The organism is Streptococcus mitis subsp. hohhotensis (assembly GCF_020089495.2).
Taxonomy (GTDB): domain Bacteria; phylum Bacillota; class Bacilli; order Lactobacillales; family Streptococcaceae; genus Streptococcus; species Streptococcus hohhotensis.
Genome location: NZ_JAIRCA020000009.1, coordinates 67,828 through 87,388 on the forward strand (window position 1 = coordinate 67,828; position 19,561 = coordinate 87,388).

At 33.1% G+C, this 19,561-nt stretch carries 19 protein-coding genes and 1 pseudogene; 12 read left to right on the plus strand and 8 right to left on the minus strand.

Annotation, left to right across the window (positions count from 1 at the left end; translation table 11 throughout):
• Positions 1–336: 336 nt before the first annotated feature.
• The gene (locus tag K4Z77_RS05260) at positions 337–1,545 is read left to right on the plus strand and encodes an ATP-binding protein (RefSeq protein ID WP_224218678.1); all 1,209 of its coding nucleotides are present in this window, start codon (positions 337–339) and stop codon (positions 1,543–1,545) included.
• A gap of 341 nt (positions 1,546–1,886) precedes the next feature.
• A pseudogene (locus K4Z77_RS05265) lies at positions 1,887–2,279 on the plus strand (site-specific integrase); the annotation flags it as partial.
• A 769-nt stretch (positions 2,280–3,048) separates the two neighbouring features.
• Here K4Z77_RS05265 and K4Z77_RS05270 read toward each other — a convergent pair.
• The 3 genes from K4Z77_RS05270 to K4Z77_RS05280 are packed head-to-tail and all read right to left on the minus strand — an operon-like array spanning position 3,049 to position 5,748.
• Positions 3,049–3,813 carry a hypothetical protein gene (locus tag K4Z77_RS05270; RefSeq protein ID WP_224218679.1) on the minus strand — a complete coding sequence of 255 codons (765 nt, stop codon included), beginning with the start codon at positions 3,811–3,813 and terminating at the stop codon, positions 3,049–3,051.
• A 52-nt stretch (positions 3,814–3,865) separates the two neighbouring features.
• A complete protein-coding gene (locus tag K4Z77_RS05275) occupies positions 3,866–4,990 on the minus strand; it encodes an AAA family ATPase (RefSeq protein ID WP_224218680.1) in 1,125 nt (374 codons plus the stop codon).
• Positions 4,990–5,748, minus strand: a complete 759-nt coding sequence (locus tag K4Z77_RS05280) for a DUF6414 family protein (protein ID WP_224218681.1) — start codon at positions 5,746–5,748, stop codon at positions 4,990–4,992. Before K4Z77_RS05280 ends, K4Z77_RS05275 begins: the two co-directional genes overlap by 1 nt.
• A 564-nt stretch (positions 5,749–6,312) precedes the next feature.
• Between K4Z77_RS05280 and K4Z77_RS05285 the strand changes: the two genes are divergently transcribed.
• From K4Z77_RS05285 to K4Z77_RS05330, 10 genes are all read left to right on the plus strand, one after another.
• Positions 6,313–6,708, plus strand: a complete 396-nt coding sequence (locus tag K4Z77_RS05285; protein ID WP_033680726.1) for a hypothetical protein — start codon at positions 6,313–6,315, stop codon at positions 6,706–6,708.
• 73 nt (positions 6,709–6,781) lie between these two features.
• Complete coding sequence (locus K4Z77_RS05290; protein ID WP_033680727.1) at positions 6,782–7,651, plus strand: hypothetical protein; 870 nt, start codon at positions 6,782–6,784, stop codon at positions 7,649–7,651.
• 12 nt (positions 7,652–7,663) lie between these two features.
• Positions 7,664–8,134, plus strand: a complete 471-nt coding sequence (locus K4Z77_RS05295; protein WP_000252742.1) for a hypothetical protein — start codon at positions 7,664–7,666, stop codon at positions 8,132–8,134.
• 76 nt (positions 8,135–8,210) lie between these two features.
• Positions 8,211–9,530, plus strand: a complete 1,320-nt coding sequence (locus K4Z77_RS05300; protein WP_224218682.1) for an FtsK/SpoIIIE domain-containing protein — start codon at positions 8,211–8,213, stop codon at positions 9,528–9,530.
• Positions 9,531–9,625: 95 nt separating this feature from the next.
• Positions 9,626–9,940: a hypothetical protein gene (locus tag K4Z77_RS05305; RefSeq protein ID WP_224218683.1), complete on the plus strand. Its 315-nt coding sequence runs from the start codon at positions 9,626–9,628 to the stop codon at positions 9,938–9,940.
• 16 nt (positions 9,941–9,956) lie between these two features.
• On the plus strand, positions 9,957–10,685 hold the full coding sequence (locus K4Z77_RS05310) for a metallophosphoesterase (RefSeq protein WP_224218684.1): 729 nt from the start codon (positions 9,957–9,959) through the stop codon (positions 10,683–10,685).
• Between the two features lie 82 nt (positions 10,686–10,767).
• Positions 10,768–11,541 carry a metallophosphoesterase gene (locus tag K4Z77_RS05315; RefSeq protein WP_224218685.1) on the plus strand — a complete coding sequence of 258 codons (774 nt, stop codon included), beginning with the start codon at positions 10,768–10,770 and terminating at the stop codon, positions 11,539–11,541.
• 171 nt (positions 11,542–11,712) lie between these two features.
• On the plus strand, positions 11,713–12,507 hold the full coding sequence (locus K4Z77_RS05320; protein WP_224218686.1) for a rolling circle replication-associated protein: 795 nt from the start codon (positions 11,713–11,715) through the stop codon (positions 12,505–12,507).
• A 7-nt stretch (positions 12,508–12,514) separates the two neighbouring features.
• Positions 12,515–12,784, plus strand: a complete 270-nt coding sequence (locus K4Z77_RS05325; RefSeq protein ID WP_001196077.1) for a helix-turn-helix domain-containing protein — start codon at positions 12,515–12,517, stop codon at positions 12,782–12,784.
• 41 nt (positions 12,785–12,825) lie between these two features.
• Positions 12,826–14,046, plus strand: coding sequence for a site-specific integrase (locus tag K4Z77_RS05330; RefSeq protein WP_224218687.1), 1,221 nt, complete (start codon positions 12,826–12,828; stop codon positions 14,044–14,046).
• Between the two features lie 107 nt (positions 14,047–14,153).
• On the opposite strand, the gene rpsI is transcribed toward K4Z77_RS05330, so the two are convergent.
• The 5 genes from rpsI to K4Z77_RS05355 all read right to left on the minus strand — a co-directional run.
• On the minus strand, positions 14,154–14,546 hold the full coding sequence (gene rpsI, locus K4Z77_RS05335; protein WP_000075964.1) for a 30S ribosomal protein S9: 393 nt from the start codon (positions 14,544–14,546) through the stop codon (positions 14,154–14,156).
• 18 nt (positions 14,547–14,564) lie between these two features.
• Positions 14,565–15,011 carry a 50S ribosomal protein L13 gene (gene rplM, locus K4Z77_RS05340; RefSeq protein WP_001044624.1) on the minus strand — a complete coding sequence of 149 codons (447 nt, stop codon included), beginning with the start codon at positions 15,009–15,011 and terminating at the stop codon, positions 14,565–14,567.
• 215 nt (positions 15,012–15,226) lie between these two features.
• Positions 15,227–16,426, minus strand: coding sequence for an ABC transporter permease (locus tag K4Z77_RS05345; RefSeq protein WP_224218688.1), 1,200 nt, complete (start codon positions 16,424–16,426; stop codon positions 15,227–15,229).
• A complete protein-coding gene (locus K4Z77_RS05350) occupies positions 16,423–17,316 on the minus strand; it encodes an ABC transporter ATP-binding protein (protein ID WP_084925866.1) in 894 nt (297 codons plus the stop codon). Before K4Z77_RS05350 ends, K4Z77_RS05345 begins: the two co-directional genes overlap by 4 nt.
• A gap of 769 nt (positions 17,317–18,085) precedes the next feature.
• A partial coding sequence (locus K4Z77_RS05355) for a DUF1542 domain-containing protein (RefSeq protein ID WP_224218689.1) occupies positions 18,086–19,561 on the minus strand: 1,476 nt, incomplete at its 5' end.

Genomic DNA, 19,561 nt, shown 5'->3' on the forward strand with positions numbered 1-19,561 from the left:
TTATCTTTCAGTCCAACATAGCTTCAAAAATTTCTTTAAAATTATTGATAAGACAACTTCTTAAAAAGTCAGTTTGAAAAGAAAACCCAGTAAATATTTCTAGGATAAAACGTATACTATCAAGTTTTTTATTCCTGATAGTATGCGCTTTTTATTTGAATACTTGCTACAAAACCTCACAAGATTTACTATCATGCCATACCAAAATGGACTATTTTTTGATTGCACAAAAATATTATTTTCAAATATTTAGAAATAATCGAACAAATTAAATATTATTTCTAAATATTTGAAAATAATTTCTATTTGTATTATACTATCTTTGAGGTATCTATTATGAACTATATCAAAAGACCACATTATTTAGACTTTTTAAGAAGACATCGTGATCGCCAAATCATCAAAGTTGTGAGCGGAGTTAGACGAGCTGGTAAATCTGTGCTTTTTCAACTCTATAAAGAGGAGTTACTAGCAACTGGGGTAGACGAGGATCAAATCATATCCATCAATTTTGAAGATCTGAGTTATTATGAACTGCGACATTTTCAAACATTATTCGCTTATATAAAAGATCAATTAGTTAGCGAGAAAACATACTATATCTTTTTAGATGAAATTCAACATGTTGAAAAATTTGAACTGGTAGCAGATAGTCTATTTATCCTACCAAATGTTGACCTCTATTTGACTGGATCCAACGCCTACTTTATGAGTAGCCAATTAGCTACAAACTTGACCGGTCGGTATGTTGAGATAGAAGTTCTTCCATTGTCATTTGAAGAATACCTATCAGGTCAATCTCTCACAGAGAATCTGAATACAACAGAAATTTTTAACAAATATCTCTTTAGTGCTTTCCCTTACTTATTGCAAACATCATCTTACGCTGAAAAAATTGATTATCTAAGAGGAATATATAACTCCATACTGTTAAATGATATTGTCACTAGATTGGGAAATCCAAATCCTACTATTATTGAACGCATTGTCCGAACCCTTCTCAGTAGTACAGGTAGCTTAATATCAACAAATAAGATTCGCAATACCCTAGTTAGCCAAAATGTTTCAATCTCCCATAATACTTTGGAAAATTATTTGACAACTTTGACAGATAGTTTACTTTTTTATTCCGTTCCACGTTTTGATGTAAAAGGTCAAGCATTATTGCGACGCTTAGAAAAATATTATCCCGTTGATTTAGGTTTACGACATCTCTTATTACCAGACCACAAAGAAGACATTGGGCATATCTTGGAAAATATGGTATATTTGGAATTGAGACGTAGATATTCACAAGTATATGTTGGTAACTTAGATAAGTATGAGGTTGATTTTGTTGTTGTAACTGATCTTGGTCACTACGCTTATTATCAGGTCAGTGAAACAACACTTGCTCCAGAAACACTAGAAAGAGAACTTAGACCACTAGAAGCCATTAAAGATCAATTCCCTAAATATCTATTAACAATGGATACGATTCAGCCAACAGCCAATTACAATGGTATTGAGAAGAAAAATATCATAGATTGGTTACTAGAAAAATAGATAAATATAAATCATTCAGCTAACTAGATTTGTAACAGTCTGTTATCAATGATTCTCCCTAAGTCCTAGCAAGATATAAGGAATTGAGAACACTGACACTTGAAGAATAAAATGGAATCTATAACTTCTGAAAACAATATTATTACTCAAGACGATGAACCTCTATAGAATTAATGAAGCTAGGAATTAAACGGAACTATAAAGAAAAAAAGACTGAATAATCAGGCTTTAAAATCCTAAACGCGCATAATATCAGGTGTTGAAGAAACTTGATATTATGCGTTTTATTATGGAAATATTTCCTTCATTTTCTACTGAAATAGGGTTTGTGCTAGCCTATTTTCTCTATTTCCAATGACTTACTTCAGCTTCTTACTTCTTATGAAAAACATCAAAAGGCTGAACTATCAAAGTTTGGAATTATCCAATCCGATTAACAATATGTCTTTACTTATATCGATATGAAGGGTAACGTTAATAGCCCTCTACACTCTGACTATCTTAATAATAAAATGAAATCTGTCAAACGTCGTCATCCAGAACTTAAACATGCATTCCCTTATAAATTAAGACATACAGGGGTAACGTTAGCAAAACAGGCTGGAACATCTATTGAAGGTATTTCTGAGTCTCTAACACATAGTGACACGATTACAACAAAGACTTATGTCAATACTTCGAATGTCCTTCCAATGGCTGTTGGAGAGATTGCTCATCGTAATCTTAAAAAGTAATGGTGTGAATTTTACTAAAAATCATCAAAAAAACACCCCATGGTGTGAACCATGAAGTGTTGTAAATGCTGCATTATAGCTGGTTCTTAACGTTTTGAGAATTGTGATGCTTTACGAGCTTTTTTCAAGCCTGGTTTGACAAAGTTTTGTTTTAATTTATTTTAGTGTAGCATGATACCAACATCTTTTGACCTTCTATTACAATATTTAATAAAAAAATTGAATAAGTTGAACTAAAAAAGAGAAAGTTTCTCCTTCTGTTATTATCAATATCTTGCTTTTGGACTAGGAAGTTAAGTAGTTATGCGAAAACTGAGTCATAGGAATAAATCTTTTTCTAGTAATGTTTCGCAACTCTACTATAACGAATTTATTCCTTTTAGTGTTTACACAACTTATTTTACACTACCTCACTTTGTCATTCAAACTAAACATGGTATAATAGTTAAGATTTTTACACTACTCATTTCTGGGCAGAAGTGGGCAGTAAAATTTAAGAAACAGGGGCTAAACCCTTGGTATGAAAGGAATCTATAAAATATTATGATGAACATGCAAAACTTGTTCCAAGACTTTTTTAGACTTGTTAACGTCAGAAATATTGATTTAAAACCTTTCTTGATTCCCAAAATTAAACTAAAATGACCTGAAATCATTTCAATAAGGCTAAAAATAGACTATGCAGTATCTTCTATATAATCAAAAATGCTTCACTTAATTAGTGAGGCATTTTTGATTAATATTCACTGTAAAGGTCTATTTATTTAACTCAAGAGATGATGATATTATTTTCAGAAAGATATTTTTCACACTTTTTAAACTGATTATAGTAATGTTGCAAATACACCGCTCCTTTATTTAATGCGTCTACCCTATCAATAACTTGAAGATCATAGTTTCCATTTTCATTTTTTAAATAAACAAGCAATAATAATTTATAAGAACCATCTACACCTTCGAATAAACAAAAAATAAAATGAGATTGATTTTCATTTGGATTATTCGAAATGAACGAACTGGGAGCAATACAATTATTATAATGTAGCCTGGCTGGATTGAAAAAATTACTATTTTCATTAAGATGGATATGAACTGCATTAAATGAAAAATAGTTATCATCTATTGTATCATTTTTTACATCATTATTTTTAATATAAGGTGTGAATATGTAAGTAGACTTTATGGTTCCTGAATTTTCATATATTCTTAGCTTAGGTACCTCAATCTCCTTTTCCTCACCGTTGAATACAGCTTTTACTTCTGACATTGCCTCTTTTTTATAGGAGATGGATAATTTAGCTCTTCTATCTGTTTTTAAAACATTAATTCTTTCTATATATACAGTAATAATACTGATAAGAAATGCCAAAAATGCAATCGGTTCACTTATGACTTGCTGATAAACATAAGAAACGATATCAATAAACATTTTAACAACTGTCACTTTAGATTGTCTTAATATATAAACCAATAAACATATAGTTAACCAAAACCAAATCGTTTTATAAAAAGTTAGTTTTTTCAATTTTTTCATTTTAAATTCTCCACTCCATAATCTTTATCGTTCTCTAAAGTTATTATCCTAATCAGTTTGATTTACCATTTATTATGACCTCCAATAATTCATCCGCAACAACATCTTCAACGTACTTCCTTATCGCTCTAACATTAGGGAGGGTGTTTAGATGCGATTCAATACAAGCTAATATCTTGTCCTCATCTAGATATTCCTGATACCTTTCATCTATATATTCAGAGCTAATAATTTTTGAATACGTCAATTTTAAAATTTTCTTTTTCTCATCAATAGATAGTGGAGAAAATTTAACAAAACCATCAAATCGACTCAATAATGCTATATCAATATTTTTTTCCATTTCTAAACGACTTTTAAAATTAGAAGTGCAAATAATAATTGAGTTACTTAAATCTACTTTATAATTTTGATCTTCATAAATGCCTTCATCAAACATTTGAAAGAAGGTGCTATGAAAAAATGCAGGAGCTAAAGCGAACTCATCAAGCAAAATAACATTAGATTCTCTGTTTAGTAATGTTTTAGAAAATGAGTCCTCGCTATGGTTTGCTGATTTAAAATATTTTACACTTGATTCACCACCAACCATCGACATTTGTTCTCTAATAATATTGTTATTTCCATACAGTGTAAATGATAGTTGTTTTACTGTTTCAGTTTTTCCTATTCCTGGTTCACCATAAAACATTAATACTAGTGGTTTCGCATTCGTACGCACCAACTGAGTAACCAATTTCCTTAATAAACTTTTCTTAGCTTTTTCTTGACCAACTATTTTTTCATTTAAATCTTCAGAAATCCTTTTAAGTTGCTCCTCACTAATTTTTGCAAAAGTACTTTGTTCAATATTTAAAAATTCTGATTTAACTTGTTGCTTTAATGAATTAAAGAATTTTTTAGGGGGATTATGAAGATATATTTCTTCAGTTCCTGAATCATTAAAAATTTTGATTAATAAATCAATATTTTCAAAAACTAGGCTCCCAGAAAGCGAGTAGGTATCCATTCTAAAAATACAATTCTTTTTATCTATTAGAGGTTTTATTATATCAATAATAGTAGAATCTTTAGTCCAATTTATAATAACCTCATTAAATGAAACATAGTTATCTAATTTTACGACTCTTTCATTAAACTTTTGAACTGGCTCAAAAAAAATATTAAATCTTACCATTACACACCTGCCACTAGAACATCATATATCGGTATTTTCTCATTATTTTGTTCTTCATCAAAGTCAGCTCCTAGTTGTGACTGTCTCTGGTTTGATAATCTATCTATCATTGTATTAAAACTTAAATCAATTGAATCTACTTCTCCAACCTTAATTCCATAAAGTTTGACATCCATCTTAGTTAAGTCACTCAACGTATAATTATTACGTAGACCCGATATATTGAATCTGAAAACACTTTCATTACTCTCGGAACTAATTCCCTTAATTTCATAATATCCAGAAAGTCGGTCCAAAGTTCGTTCAATATTCTTTATTTCAATACCTTTAAAATTATTTTTATCATCATCTGTAATACTATTCATTTTAGTAATATCACTAATCATATCGAGAACAGGAGTGATGTTACGGTAAAAAGCGGGGGAGTCTTTTTCAATAAAAAGTTTAACATTATCTAAACGTTCCACTTTTGAAGAACCTTTTTTATCGGTCGCAAACTTTTTAAAGTTACTTAGCAATGTAGAGGTAATCTGTGATTCTACTACACCGCTTCGTTGATATGAAGCATTTCCAGAGAGTCCTATTTTAAATCGAGTAAAGAAACTCATACCAACCTTTCCCTCGGTATCTACCTCAACCATATTTTCGGACACACGTCTTATGATATCAGATTGTATCCCATTTTGATGTAATTCTAAAAAATCAAAAACAGCTTGCTCATCAAGATAAACAATTTTCCCAGCAAAAAAATCAGCCATTACTTCCTCCTTGTTACTATATATTCAGACTATTTAATAATCATATTATACCAAAATATCAAGTATTACTAAAAATACTACTATATATCCCTCAATTTAGTAAGCAAATCGAAAAAAGAACACCCCGAAAGGTGCTCTCTGTAAGTATAGTAATTCTTTCGAATTAACGTTTACTAAATTGTGATGCTTTACGAGCTTTCTTAAGACCTGGTTTGGCTGACCATTAAATCAACATATCTCAAATAGTTATAAACAGGGGCTTTTTTTCAATTAACTATCAATTAAATTTTATCTATTTTTAAATAATTTCATTTAAATAGGGCAAATTTTTTTATTAAATAAACAAATACGAGTCAGATATCTCAGAAATTTGCCCTAATTAATGAAATGAACCAGTATTAATTATACTATAACTATAAAAAAATAACACTTTATAGATATACATCGCTATTGAAAAAAATTTTTCTAAAAAAACTTACAAAAATCCTTGACATTATTTTTAGATAGGATTATAATAAAAGTATAGTCGTAGTTAGACAAAAAATATTTTCGTGGAGGCCCTTTATGGAAATTTACACTTATTCCGATTTTCTTCAAGAGAAAACTGCTTTGACTTTTGAAGATGCACATAAAATCTATAACGAACTAATTAGTTCATTTGACATAAAAGATCCAATTTTCCTCGATGACTGGACAATGTTGATTGAGTTAGCTGCAGAGTATACTGAAATTCGTGTCAAATCTGCAACAGTGTCAAAAGAAAGACAAGACAAGCATGGGGATTTTAGAACTTCTGTTCATAATGCTTTCATCGTACAATTGAATGCACTAAAGAGCGAAATCGAATCAAAAGGTGGAGATACTAGTTGGTTTGATAAAATCACGGAAGATCGACAACGTCAGGGCGATTTTGCAAATTATTTAGCATACATTTATGCTGTAAGTACTAGATCATCATAAAATCAAAAATATTTTCAAAATTTCATTTATGATTATCAAAAGCAAACTTCATTGTTAAAGAAAGGAACATATAATGGAACATCAAAAAGTTATTGATTGGTTGAAATATTGTGATGAAAATAATATCAAACCATGGGAATGGGATTTTAAAAATTGTTATTCTGATACGCTAACACCTGATAGTATTACAAATTTTTTAAAATATAAAAACGGTGAACTTACTGATCCAACTACTTTTCGAGTTACAGAACTGCTTGGTAAGGTTGCTGACTGTGATAAGGAAGCATTCTATTTATATAAATGTTTGGGTTGGCAAAACTCGGAAAATTGTATTACTAGAGGGGAAACTCTGAACTCTTATTTAACTACATTCAATCGTTCTATTACTAAAACACCTCACTATAAAAGTATATATAAAAAAATTGGGATAGATGAAGAGCAATATCTAAACGAACAATATCCAATTCTATATAATAACAATAATTATGAGAGCTTTAACATCATCAAAGAAAATAAAGAGCAATTTAAAAAATTTGCCAAATTAACTCACACAATTGGAAATTTCACCGTATTACCTCATTGGATAAATACTGGGAGATATAACTTCTCAAAAGATTATTGGGATATTACAATGCTTTCTCTTCAAGAGTGGCTCAATCTTTTATCTAACGATACATGGAAATGTTTCGTAGATGCTTTCTATTTACAACCATACGTAAATGAGCAATATGAAACTGAGTTGTTTTGGGAAGGTCATACATCCGAAAGACCAAATATGGAGCGTCAACATTTTCCTATTTTCCTTAAAAAAGTCAATGAGCGAATTGAAGAACGAGGTAAATTTATTATTAAACAAATCTGTGATAAGTTAGATCTAAAAGACTTCAATTTCTATAAAGAAATTGAAAATATGGATACAATAAAATTTTCTAATGAATTTTAAAAAGGAGGATTTGTGGTCAGAGTATATAAAAGTGTTCGTCTTGCATATGAAGCCAAAGTGTGGATAGATGAGCTTATTCAAAATAAAGAACGTAAAATCAAAGAACTAAGTCAGAATAATTTTCTAAGTACATTAGAACAAACACTTCTATCAAATCATTACGATGAATTAAATGGTGTTTCTTTCAATATAGTTTTAAAAGCTTCTATCGGAAGTGTCATTGAAGAATCATATAGAAATACAAAACATTACTCCATTGATGAGTGGCAAAAACTACGTCAAGAAATGGAAAAAGATATCAAAAATGTCAATCCTAGTCTAGAAACATCCGTAACTCCTAGACTCTATTTAGATGAAAATGTTCTAAATGGTCTTGATGAATTTCGATATCATTTAATGAAAGAAGATGGTGCTACTAGATTACCAAGGCTTAGTTACATCATTAAACTTGTTGTATATTCCTATTGGAAGACACAACAATAACCTAAGCAAACCCTGCTTAGGTTCTCTATACTAATAATAGTATAGTTGTTTTACTACTTGCAAGGAGATTTTATTTATGTTTAAACTAAAAAAAGAAGCTAATTTAAAAAGAAATTATTTTATTACAAGTTCACGTTTAAAATTGTTACATCTGATAATAATTATCTTTTCTATCTTTGTTTTATTAGGTTTAATAGTAAGTATTAGAGCTCCTGCTTTTATTCAAATCTTATGTATTGTCTTTGGTATTCTAGCAATCTATAAAATAAATAATAAATTAAAAGATTTTAGATACGAACTAGATTTTGATTTAATTATCAGGGAAAGTTTACTATTTGTTTTATATACAAATCATCTCTACACTTCGGAAAAGGATAATTCAGGTTACGAAAAAATTATTAGAAGTGCGATTTTAAAATATGAATTAGATAATCAAAACGGTCATATTATCATTAAAGCGCTTATAAGAGGTGACGAATTTAGTAAAAAGGTTCAGACGCTTGATGATGTATTAGCTGGAGTTCTAGAACTTGAACTAGAAGAAAAAATTACTCATCCTAATATTGTGGAATATCACTTTTATTACAAGAAACCTGATAGACTAATATTATCACCCCATAGTCATAAAGAAGAGATAGATAGTCTTGATATAGACTTAGGGTATGATATAATTTATAATCCTATAAAATGTCCTCATATTTTAGTTTCAGGTGGTACAGGTAGCGGAAAGTCTATATTTATATCTTTCTTAATTATTGAACTTCTTAAAAGAAACTCAACACTATATATTGCAGATCCTAAGAACAGTGATTTAGGTAGTTTATCTCATTCTTTAAGCGATAAATATGTAGCTACAACTCCCAATAATATTGCTCGTATTGTACGTTTGGTAGTTGAACAAATGCAGGAACGATATCAAGCCATGCGTGATAACTTTCATTACGGTTCAAATTTTGCCGACCACGGCTTTAAACCAGTATGGCTTATATTTGATGAAATGGGAGCATTTCAAGCTTCAGCAACAGATAAAAAATCTAAAGAAGTTATCACCGAAGCAATGGACGGTATCAAACAAATTATTCTACTAGGGCGACAAGCAGGAGTATTTATCCTTGTATCTGCTCAACAAATGAGAGCTGAAACTTTAAACACTGATCTTAGAGATAATTTAGGACTAAGAATAGCTTTAGGAGCAAACTCAATAGAGGGATACCGCATGGTCTTTGGCTCAGCTACACCTGATAAGTTTAAATCTATTGAAGAAAAAGGAGCAGGATATCTTTATATGCAAGGCTCAGGGAAAGAAAAAGCTCAATATTGGGAAAGCCCTTATCTTGATACAACACAATTCGATTTTATAAAAGAACTACAATTATACGTAACAAAGTCAAAATAATTTCAATAGATATTTTTGCTTAAATTCAATAGATTTTCAGCAAAAATATCTATTCCTCATCGCTTAAGCGATGACAAAAAGAAACGAGGTATTATATGAAAATTAACGATTTTCTTAAACCAGAATTATTAGGAAATAAATTCGTGGCAGTAAAAGGATATACAGAAGTTCTAGACAGAGAAACAAATAAACCTGTAGCACTACGTCTTAATGTTTCAATTCAAGATGAGGATTCAGAATTCTTTATGGAAATGATTCAGATAAAAGTTAATACGTTATCTCCTACGGCTACTCCTCAATTATTATCAGATAAAAAAACATGCCCCATTAAATTATCTAATTTAACAGTTGGACAATTTAACGGAAATTTATGGTTTTCTTGTAACGATGTAGTCCCTATTTCTAAATAATTCGGTGATACTATTTATGGCTAAACTTTTTGCAATATCTGATATACACGGTCACCTAGATGAGTTCCTATCCGCTCTCAGTAAAGTAGATTTATCTGATAAAAATAATCGTCTTATTTTAGTCGGAGACTATATTGACAATGGACCTCAATCTTTTCAAGTTATTTCCAAAATAATTGAACTTGAGAAACTTTATCCTAATCAAATTATTACTCTTTTAGGAAATCACGAAGAATGGTTTTATGATTGGTTAATTTTAGAAAATCCTACTTCTTCTTCATTTTCAGAAACAATAAAAAGTTTCTTCTCTCCAGAGGAATTGACCTATATTTTAAAATCGAATGTTAACAACTTTGAAGCTGGTGTTAGAAATGAAATTAAAAATAATATCAAGTTCAACCCATTCATAAACTGGTTTAAAAAACGATATAGGGATAAACGCTATTATGAAACTGATACCCAAATTTTTGTTCATGCTGGCATTGATGAAGAAGCTGGCAAGTTTTGGAAAGAGCTAACGAGCTCAGAGATGTTTACAAATAAATTTCCTCTTACCACTGGTGGATTTTTTAAAGATATTGTTTCTGGTCATGTTGCTTCTTGGGAAGTAGCTAAAGATAAAACTTACCAAGGTAAGATTTACCATGATAATAAAAGTCATTACTTTATTGATGGAGATGTAAAGAATAGCAAAACAATACCTGTTATCTGCTATGATACAGTTACAAAATCCTATCAATATTAAAAAATACTTCTCTAGTACATAAAATTTTAGCAAGCTTAATTCTATTCTTATACTAACAACAAAAATAAAGAGGGGAATCTATATGAAGACATTATTAATTGGCGACTTACATTTAAAATCTCAACAAATTTTACCCATTGTTGACAAGATTATCCAAACACATAATATTAAAAGAGTCATTTTTCTTGGTGATTATGTTGATTTACATGGACAAACTAACAATATCCAACTATATGCTAAAGATCTCACTTTTTTATACTCTTGGAAAATAGATAAAGAGCAAAACGGAATAGAGGTAATTAATCTTATAGGTGATCATGATGCTTATTATTTATTGGGAGATCAAGCTCCTTTCTCAATTCAAAATTTAGAAGTGTTTTTCGCAGTTCAAGGATTGTTGCAGGATTTAAAATTACAAGTGGCTTATCAACTAGATGATTATTTAATCAGTCACGCTGGTTTCAATCGGATATTTGATCCTCAAAAATGGCATTTTACCCCCTACACCAAAGAGCATGAAGAAGAATTAGATATTCTAGCTTATACAATAGGACCAATGCGTGGTGGGGAAGCTCTTGGGGGTTCTCCTTTATGGGCACATTTTAGAGAATTAGAACTGCTTCCCAACCAAGACTTTCCTAAACAAATTGTTGGACATACTCCAAAAGAATCTATTGATATTTCTAAAAATGTTATTGGTATAGATACTTTTTCATTATATATTGACAAAGATAATAAATATCAATTTATTGGTAACGGTGATTTGCTAGTCTATGACCAAGGCCATCTTGAAATCATTTCAACCAACTGGGCTACAGACGAAACATTAAAACAATTACCTAAACCACAAATTTAACTACTACTTCTTATCATGTGACTAAGCGAAACTGCTGACTGGAGGTCGGCAAGCTGGAAGCGTGTTTAGCGGAGCGATGCTTAGAAACACATGATAGAAGTACGGAGGGGCTTTGCTCCTCCTAGTTTATTTATTATATAAGCAAACATTACGAGAAAAGGAGATGATTTTGTGAGTTACAATCGCAAAATTATCCGAACTTCTTCGTACCTTGAAATATGGGAATACGAATCTCCAATTTTTTCAAATGATACTACTCAAATTGATGAAGAATACATTTCACTAAAAGAAAAGAAGAAACGTAGAACTTTTGAAGAACTCACAACTGCTGAACAAGATGAACGAATAAAAAGAATTTCTAACACTCGTAAAAATTCTAAATGGAAACTTCAACGCCTAATAGATACAAATTTTGATGACAGAACCAGTTTCCTTACCCTTACAACTAAAGAAAATATACAAAACAGATATGAGTTTAATTTACTTTTTGATAAATTTATTAAACGTTTAAACTATCACATATACCATTCCAAAAAAAGACTTATTAAATATATTGCAGTATTAGAACGACAAAAAAGGGGAGCGTGGCATGCGCACATTCTCCTTTTTTCATTTCCTTTTATCCCTCACAAAGAATTACTGACAATTTGGGGGTTAGGTGCAGTTCGGATAAACAAACTAAATAACTTAGATGATTCTTCTAATGCTGGTCGTTATGTTGCAAAATATATGGAAAAAGGCATAGGCCAGGAATTATTAGAGAGTCTAGGAAAGAAGGCTTTTTATTCTTCTCGTAATTTACAAAAGCCTAAAGAAATAAAATTATTTACAAGCGAATCCTTAGATAACCTTGTTAAGAATGAAGATATCCTATATGAAAGCAACTATATTAGCAAAGTATTTCGAAAAGGACACTTAATTGACAATAAAGTAAAATACAAAAAAATAAAGTTAAGTAAGGAGTAAGGAAAAAATGCAAGTTATTCTACCAACAGAACAAGTTCAAGAAATACAGTCGATGATTACTAATCTCTTGCAAAATGAAATTTCTCATTTCAAAGAAGATTTAGGTTTAGATAGTCCTTACCTTAACAAGGGGCAAACTTGCAAATATCTAGGGATATCTAACAATACATTAGATGGCTGGATACAAAAGGGGCTACCCGTTATTAAAATTGGTAAGACTGTCCGTTTCAATAAAAATGAGATTGATAAATGGCTTTGTAGAAAAGCTATGCTATAATATCTCTAATGATATATCCTGACTCGTAAAAGGAGAACATCATGACAGTTACAAAAACAAATAGTAACACTTACAATCTTAAAGTGTATATACCTAAAGAAATCCGACCTAAAATGGGGATTAAAGGAAATCACTTTGTTAAACGCTATAAAACAAGAAAGGAGGCCAAAGAAGCTGAACTAGAAATTTTAACTAAAATACATCAACTTGAAAATGGTGAGGATATCCTACTTTCTAAAACTAACGATATTCTATTCTCTGAGTTCTTTAATAATATTTGGTGGGATTCATACAAAGCTGGTCAAACAACTTCAACAACTAAACCACCAACACAGGTTACTATTGATAATACTAAAACTGTTTTCAGAAAGCATATCTTACCAATGTTCGGTAATTATTCAATCAATTTTCTGAATCAGAATAAGCAAGTTGTACTAAACTTAATGACTGCTAAAGCTGAAGAATATGCTAATTTCAAGGTTATTCGAAGCTATGTAAACTCAATTTTCGATTGGGCTGAGGAATTAGAATACATAGAATCAAATCGATTATCCAAGACAATTAAGCGAATTAAAGCCACCAAAAAGCTAAAACTCCAAGAATCCAAAAATGAGGAAGATTTGTATCTATCTAGTGAAGAATTACAAGATTGGTTTGATGCTTTTAGAGAAGATTTGGAGAACGATAAATTATCACTAAAAGATTATGTCCTATTCTTTACAACCTTTATTCTAAGCGATAGAAAATCTGAATCCTATGCCCTACATTGGAAAAACATAGACTTAGAAAACGCTCAAATTGACTTAAGGCATGCACTTGACAAATATAAGAATGTAAAGTCAACAAAAGGAAATAAGAAAACGATTTTTTCAATTCCTAGTTATCTTGTATCACTTCTTTCAGAATGGAAAAAACAGCAGAAATATGAGTTAGCGAAATTTGGTATAATGCAAACATCCGATCAACTAGTCTTTACCTATATAGATACGAAAGGTAATGTAAATAGCCCTCTACACGTTGATTATCTCAATAACAAAATGAACTCTGTTAAAAGACGACACCCAAAGTTAAAACACGCTACACCTCATAAATTACGACATACAGGAGCGACACTTGCTAAAAAAGCAGGAATGAGCTTAGAAGCCATTTCTGAAGCATTAACTCATAGCGATACCGTTACAACTAAGACTTATGTTAATACTTCAAACATAGTTCCATTATCTGCTGGACAAGTTGCCTACCAACATCTTAAAAATAAGTAGGGTAATTTTAGGGCAAATTTTAGGGCAAACTTTTTTAGAAAGTATAGAAAAAAGCACCCATAGGGCAAACCTTTGAGTGCTTTGAAACGTTGATATAATCGGATTGATTAACGTTTACTAAATTGTGATGCTTTACGAGCTTTCTTAAGACCTGGTTTCTTACGTTCAACTTTACGTGAGTCACGTGTAAGAAGTCCTGCGCGTTTCAATGAATCGCGGAAGTCTGGGTCTACTTGAAGAAGGGCACGAGCGATACCGTGACGGATAGCTCCTGATTGACCAGCGTATCCACCACCTACAACGTTAACGAAAACGTCGTATGAACCTGCAGTTGAAGTAACTGCGAATGGTTGGTTGATTACAAGACGAAGGTCAGCGTGTGGGATGTACTCTTCAACATCTTTTTTGTTAACAGTGATTTTACCAGTTCCTGGAACAAGGCGAACGCGTGCAACAGCGTTTTTACGACGTCCAGTACCTGCATATTGTGCTTGTGACATACTTTATTGTTCCTTTCCTTAGATAAGTCCTGAAATATCAAGAACTTCTGGTTGTTGTGCAGCGTGAGTGTGCTCAGCTCCAACAAATACTTTCAACTTCATACCTTGAGCGCGTCCAAGAGTATTGTGTGGAAGCATACCTTTAACTGATTTCTCGATCAAACGTACTGCATTTTTAGAACGAAGTTCACCTGCAGAGATTTGTTTCAATCCACCTGGGTGGTTTGAGTGAGTGTAGTAGATTTTATCAGTTGCTTTTTTACCAGTTAATTTAACTTTTTCAGCATTGATAACAATCACAAAGTCACCTGTATCAGTGTGTGGTGTAAATGTTGGTTTGTTTTTTCCGCGAAGTACGCTAGCAACTACTGCAGAAAGACGTCCAAGTGGTACATCAGTTGCGTCAACTACGTACCATTTACGTTCAACTTGGCCTGGTTTAGCCATAAATGTTGTTTTGTTCATGATTTCTCCTATATATAGTTCGATTTTTGTTTACGGTGATGGGTGTTCCTTCCCATCGAAAAGTATTTGGAAGGTTCCGGGGCCTTTCAAATGGGGTAAACAATACCGCCTACTATAATACCAAATTTCACCCCTAAAAGTCAATAGATATGAAAAATATTTTTCTGAATTCCACTCTTTTTATCTCTAAAAAACCTCGCTTTCGCGAGGCTCTTCTATTTATAAGCTAAGGCACGTCTAAAGGTTTTCCAAATCCCTAAATCATCCGTTTGAAGGACTAGGCTGGCATACATGCGTCCGATAAATCCTGTTGCTAACACTGCAAAAATCACTGTAATAGCAAGTGAAATCCATGCTTCTACTCCCCCTGCATAGCCATTAATGGTTCTAAATGGCATAAAGAAGGTTGAAATAAAGGGAATATAAGAACCAATCTTCAAGATGAGATTGTCACCAGCTGCACCTAGAGCTGTCACTCCAAAAAAACCACCCATAATCAAAATCATCAAAGGCGACAAGGCTTTTCCTGAGTCCTCAGGGCGAGAAACCATGGAACCTAGAAAGGCCGCCAAGACTACGTACATAAAGAGACTGACTAAAATAAAGAGCAATGTATTCAGTGAGAAAGCATCTCCCAAGTGATCTAAAACACCAGACTGAGCCAAGAATGGCAAATCTTTAAAGAGCAAAATGGCTGCTAGACCACCTACAACATAAATCCCGATATGCGTTAAAATCACCAGAAACAGAGCCATCATACGCGCATAGAAATAGTGACTAGCCCTTATGCTAGAAAAGACGACTTCCATAATTTTGGTGCCTTTTTCACTAGCAACTTCCTGAGCTGTTACACCCGCATAGGTAATCAGGATCATATAAAGAAAGAATCCTAAGGCGCCTGCTGCCATTGTTTGAATAAACTTTTTATTTTCCTTGGCTTCATCAATCTTTTCTGTGAATTGAATTGTCTGCGCTAAGCGTTTTTCCTGCTCTTGAGACAAGGAGGCCGTTGAACGATTAAGTTGATTTTGCAATTCATTGAGTGTACCTGTAACTGCAAATTTAATTCCATTTTCAAGCGATGTTTCGCCATGATAAACTGCCTTTAGAACACTATCTTCTTGATCAATAGTCAAATAGCCTTTTAATTTTTCATCTTTAATCGCTTCTTTTGCACTTGCTTCGTCTTTATAGTCAAAGTTAACACCATTTACATTCTTCAGTCCTTCTGCTACAGACGGCACTGTTGTCACTACTGCCACTTTATCATTTTTAGCCATTGAGGAGCCTTGGAGATAGGCAATTCCTACAGAGATTCCTAAAAAGAGGAACGGCGAAATCACCATAAAGAAGAAACTCCACGATTTGACATGTCGAAGATAGGTTTCCTTGATTACAACCCACATATTTCTCATACTTCCACCCCTGATTCTAGTTTAAAGATTTCATCGATTGTTGGCGCTTGCTGGTCAAAGGTTGCGATATATTGCCCCTGAGTCAAGATTGGGAAGAGTTCTCTTCCGGCACTCTCGTCCTCCAAGATCAATTTCCAACTGCCTTGTTTGGTCAAGCTCACCTGCTTGACATGAGGAAGGTTTTCCAATTCTTCCTTACTTCGCTCACTTGAAACAAAGAGACGCGTTTTCCCGTATTGATTGCGGACATCCTGAACTGGTCCATGCAAGACCACACGGCCATCTCGGATCATGAGAATATCGTCACAAAGCTCCTCGACGTTGGTCATGACATGATCAGAAAAGATAATGGTTGCTCCGCGCTCTTTTTCTTGAAAAATGACTTGTTTGAGCAATTCTGTATTGACTGGGTCCAAACCACTGAAAGGCTCATCCAAGATAATCAAGTCTGGTTCATGAATCAGAGTAATGATGAGCTGAATCTTCTGCTGATTTCCTTTTGACAGACTCTTGATTTTATCTGTCAGCTTCCCTTTCACTTCCAACCTCTTCATCCATTGAGGGAGTTTTTCCTTGATTTCCTTAGCATCCATACCTTTTAGAGTCGCCAAGTAACGAACTTGTTCAAGGACTGTCAATTTAGGCATGAGACTGCGTTCTTCAGGCAGATAGCCAATCCGAGCGTAGGTCTCCTGACGAATATCCTGACCATCCAGACTGATTTCTCCTTGATATTCTAAAAACTTCAAAATACTATGGAAAATCGTTGTTTTTCCAGCACCGTTTTTCCCAACTAGTCCCAAAATACGACCTGGTCGTGCTTGAAAGTCAATACCAAACAAAACTTGCTTGGATCCAAAACTTTTCTCTAGACTTCTTACTTCTAGCATCTTTAACCTCCGAAATGTCTTTCACTCATTATACTCCTTTTTGATAGCCTTTACAATGCTTTCCGTCCATTTTTATAAGACTAATGCTATGTAAAATATGGCCTGGAGCACTTTTATACTCAATGAAAATCAAAGAGCAAACTAGGAAGCTAGCCGTAGGTTGCTCAAAACACTGTTTTGAGGTTGTAGATAAGACTGACGAAGTCAGTCACATATATACGGCAAGGCGAAGCTGACGTGGTTTGAAGAGATTTTCGAAGAGTATTAGTGATAAATCCATTATACAGTAGTAAATTCCGATTTATCACCTCCGCTCCTCAACTGTCAGTTTTTGATCCTGAATTGTTATTTGAGTAACTCCTTTATTCCAAATAGCTTTTCCCTAAAAATCATTACATCATATGTTATCATTTGTCAAAAATAAAAATCCTATCTATTTACTTTGACATAAAACATCATCAAATAGCAACTATTATCAATTAAAACATTACTTAACAACTATCTTCCTCTATATGACTACCATCTTTGAAGAATTACCTATCTCTATATGAATAGTCATTCCTAAACCTAAAAATTTTTTGAAATTGAGTTGGCCTAAACCTCTCATTACCTCATTACCTTATGAAATTTAGGATTTAGATTCACTGATCAATTCACCCGTATCAAAAATCTCCTAGCAGACTTTTCTGCTAGGAGATTTTCTTACGAGAGATACTTGTTTAAACTCTATAAATCAGATTCATTATCTAATAATCAAACAATCTACCAATTAAGCTTCTTCGTCTTCTTTACGACGACGGCCTGCAAGACCGAGACCAAGTAATGCACTTGCGGCAGCTGCTACCATAGCTACAGTAGAATCCACTGTACCTGTATTTGGCAATTCTTTAACCGCTTTACGCGCATTTGCTTGTGCCGATACTGTTTGGCTAGCATTAGCTGCTGCTTGAGTAGTAGCTGGAGTTGCATGATCAGTTGATGAAGCAACTTTCGCCATGAAGTCTTCGATACGTTTAACCATTGCATCCACTTCTGCTTGAGTTGCGTCTGCATTGGCAAATACTTTCTTAGCATCTGCTGATAATGCATTCGCTTCTTTTGCAGTTTCTGCATTAAGCTTAGCTGATTCTTTAATGCTCAATTCATCTAATTGATGGATAGCACCTTCTAACTTAGCTTTATTAACTTTGGCCTCAGTGTTATTTGCTCCATTTCCTTCATTTCCATGATTTTGTGAAACAATAACTTCAACAGGTACGTTAATTTCTTCTACGCTTCCGTCTGCTAATTTAACTGTTACTTTAGCCATCACTGTACCTAATGCTGATGTTGTAGGTTTTTCAACCTTAACAATTTCTACACCGCTTGGTAAGTTTAGTTTTGATAAAACATCTTTGTCTGTTAAAGATTCACCTTGCTTAACAGTTACAGAACCATTTACAAACAATTTTGATAAATCATATTCTTCTTGCTCACGAATAACTGCTGAAATACGGTAAACAAAGTTACGAATCGCTTGGTCTACATCTGCTTCTGTGGCAGCTTTTTGAATCGCTTCAATTGCTTCCTTAGCTTTGTTGACTACTTGTGCTTTTGCCGCTGCTTTTGCTGCTTCTGTTAAATCAGTTGCATTCTCAAGTTCAGCTAATTTCTTAGCTAATTCAGCTTCTACTTCTGCTTTGGCTTTAGCCTTATAATCTGTTGTTGCTGGTGCTACTTTAGCGATTTCTGCTTTTCCTGCTTCTTTCGCTGCTTCTACATCTGCTTCAGTTGTAGCTTTTTCTATTGCTTCGATTGCTTTCTTAGCTTCAGCTGCTACTTGTGCTTTTGCTGCTGCTTTTGCTGCTTCTGAAAGTTTGTCGTTAGCGTCGATGGCTGCTTCTTTGGCTTTTGCTGCTTTTTCGATTTCCGCTTTCGCTGCTGATTTTCCTACTTCTACCGCTGTTGCTGGTGCTACTTTAGCGATTTCTGCTTTTCCTTCAGCCTCTTTAGCGTCTACTCCAGCTTGATCAGTTGCTGCATCGATCGCTTTCTTAGCTTCGTCTGCTGCTTTCTTAGCTTCTTCTTTCGCTGCTGATTTTTCTGCATCTGAAAGTTTGTCGTTAGCGTCGATCGCTTTGTCTTTTTCTGCCAATGCTGCATCTACCGCTGCTTTTGCTTTTTCTTTTCCTACTGGGTTTACTGCTTCTACTGCTTTTGTTCCTTCAGTTGCTTTTGCGTCTACTCCAGCTTGGTCTGTTGCTGC

Coding starts and splice junctions, on each gene's coding strand:
- K4Z77_RS05285 (WP_033680726.1), top strand. CDS start 6,313: ATGGAAATTTACACTTATTCCGATTTTCTTCAAGAGAAAACTGCTTTG.
- K4Z77_RS05330 (WP_224218687.1), top strand. CDS start 12,826: ATGACAGTTACAAAAACAAATAGTAACACTTACAATCTTAAAGTGTAT.
- rpsI (WP_000075964.1), bottom strand. CDS start 14,546: ATGTCACAAGCACAATATGCAGGTACTGGACGTCGTAAAAACGCTGTT.
- K4Z77_RS05290 (WP_033680727.1), top strand. CDS start 6,782: ATGGAACATCAAAAAGTTATTGATTGGTTGAAATATTGTGATGAAAAT.
- K4Z77_RS05310 (WP_224218684.1), top strand. CDS start 9,957: ATGGCTAAACTTTTTGCAATATCTGATATACACGGTCACCTAGATGAG.
- K4Z77_RS05275 (WP_224218680.1), bottom strand. CDS start 4,990: ATGGTAAGATTTAATATTTTTTTTGAGCCAGTTCAAAAGTTTAATGAA.
- K4Z77_RS05350 (WP_084925866.1), bottom strand. CDS start 17,316: ATGCTAGAAGTAAGAAGTCTAGAGAAAAGTTTTGGATCCAAGCAAGTT.
- K4Z77_RS05315 (WP_224218685.1), top strand. CDS start 10,768: ATGAAGACATTATTAATTGGCGACTTACATTTAAAATCTCAACAAATT.
- K4Z77_RS05260 (WP_224218678.1), top strand. CDS start 337: ATGAACTATATCAAAAGACCACATTATTTAGACTTTTTAAGAAGACAT.
- K4Z77_RS05300 (WP_224218682.1), top strand. CDS start 8,211: ATGTTTAAACTAAAAAAAGAAGCTAATTTAAAAAGAAATTATTTTATT.
- K4Z77_RS05345 (WP_224218688.1), bottom strand. CDS start 16,426: ATGAGAAATATGTGGGTTGTAATCAAGGAAACCTATCTTCGACATGTC.
- K4Z77_RS05270 (WP_224218679.1), bottom strand. CDS start 3,813: ATGAAAAAATTGAAAAAACTAACTTTTTATAAAACGATTTGGTTTTGG.
- K4Z77_RS05325 (WP_001196077.1), top strand. CDS start 12,515: ATGCAAGTTATTCTACCAACAGAACAAGTTCAAGAAATACAGTCGATG.
- rplM (WP_001044624.1), bottom strand. CDS start 15,011: ATGAACAAAACAACATTTATGGCTAAACCAGGCCAAGTTGAACGTAAA.
- K4Z77_RS05305 (WP_224218683.1), top strand. CDS start 9,626: ATGAAAATTAACGATTTTCTTAAACCAGAATTATTAGGAAATAAATTC.
- K4Z77_RS05280 (WP_224218681.1), bottom strand. CDS start 5,748: ATGGCTGATTTTTTTGCTGGGAAAATTGTTTATCTTGATGAGCAAGCT.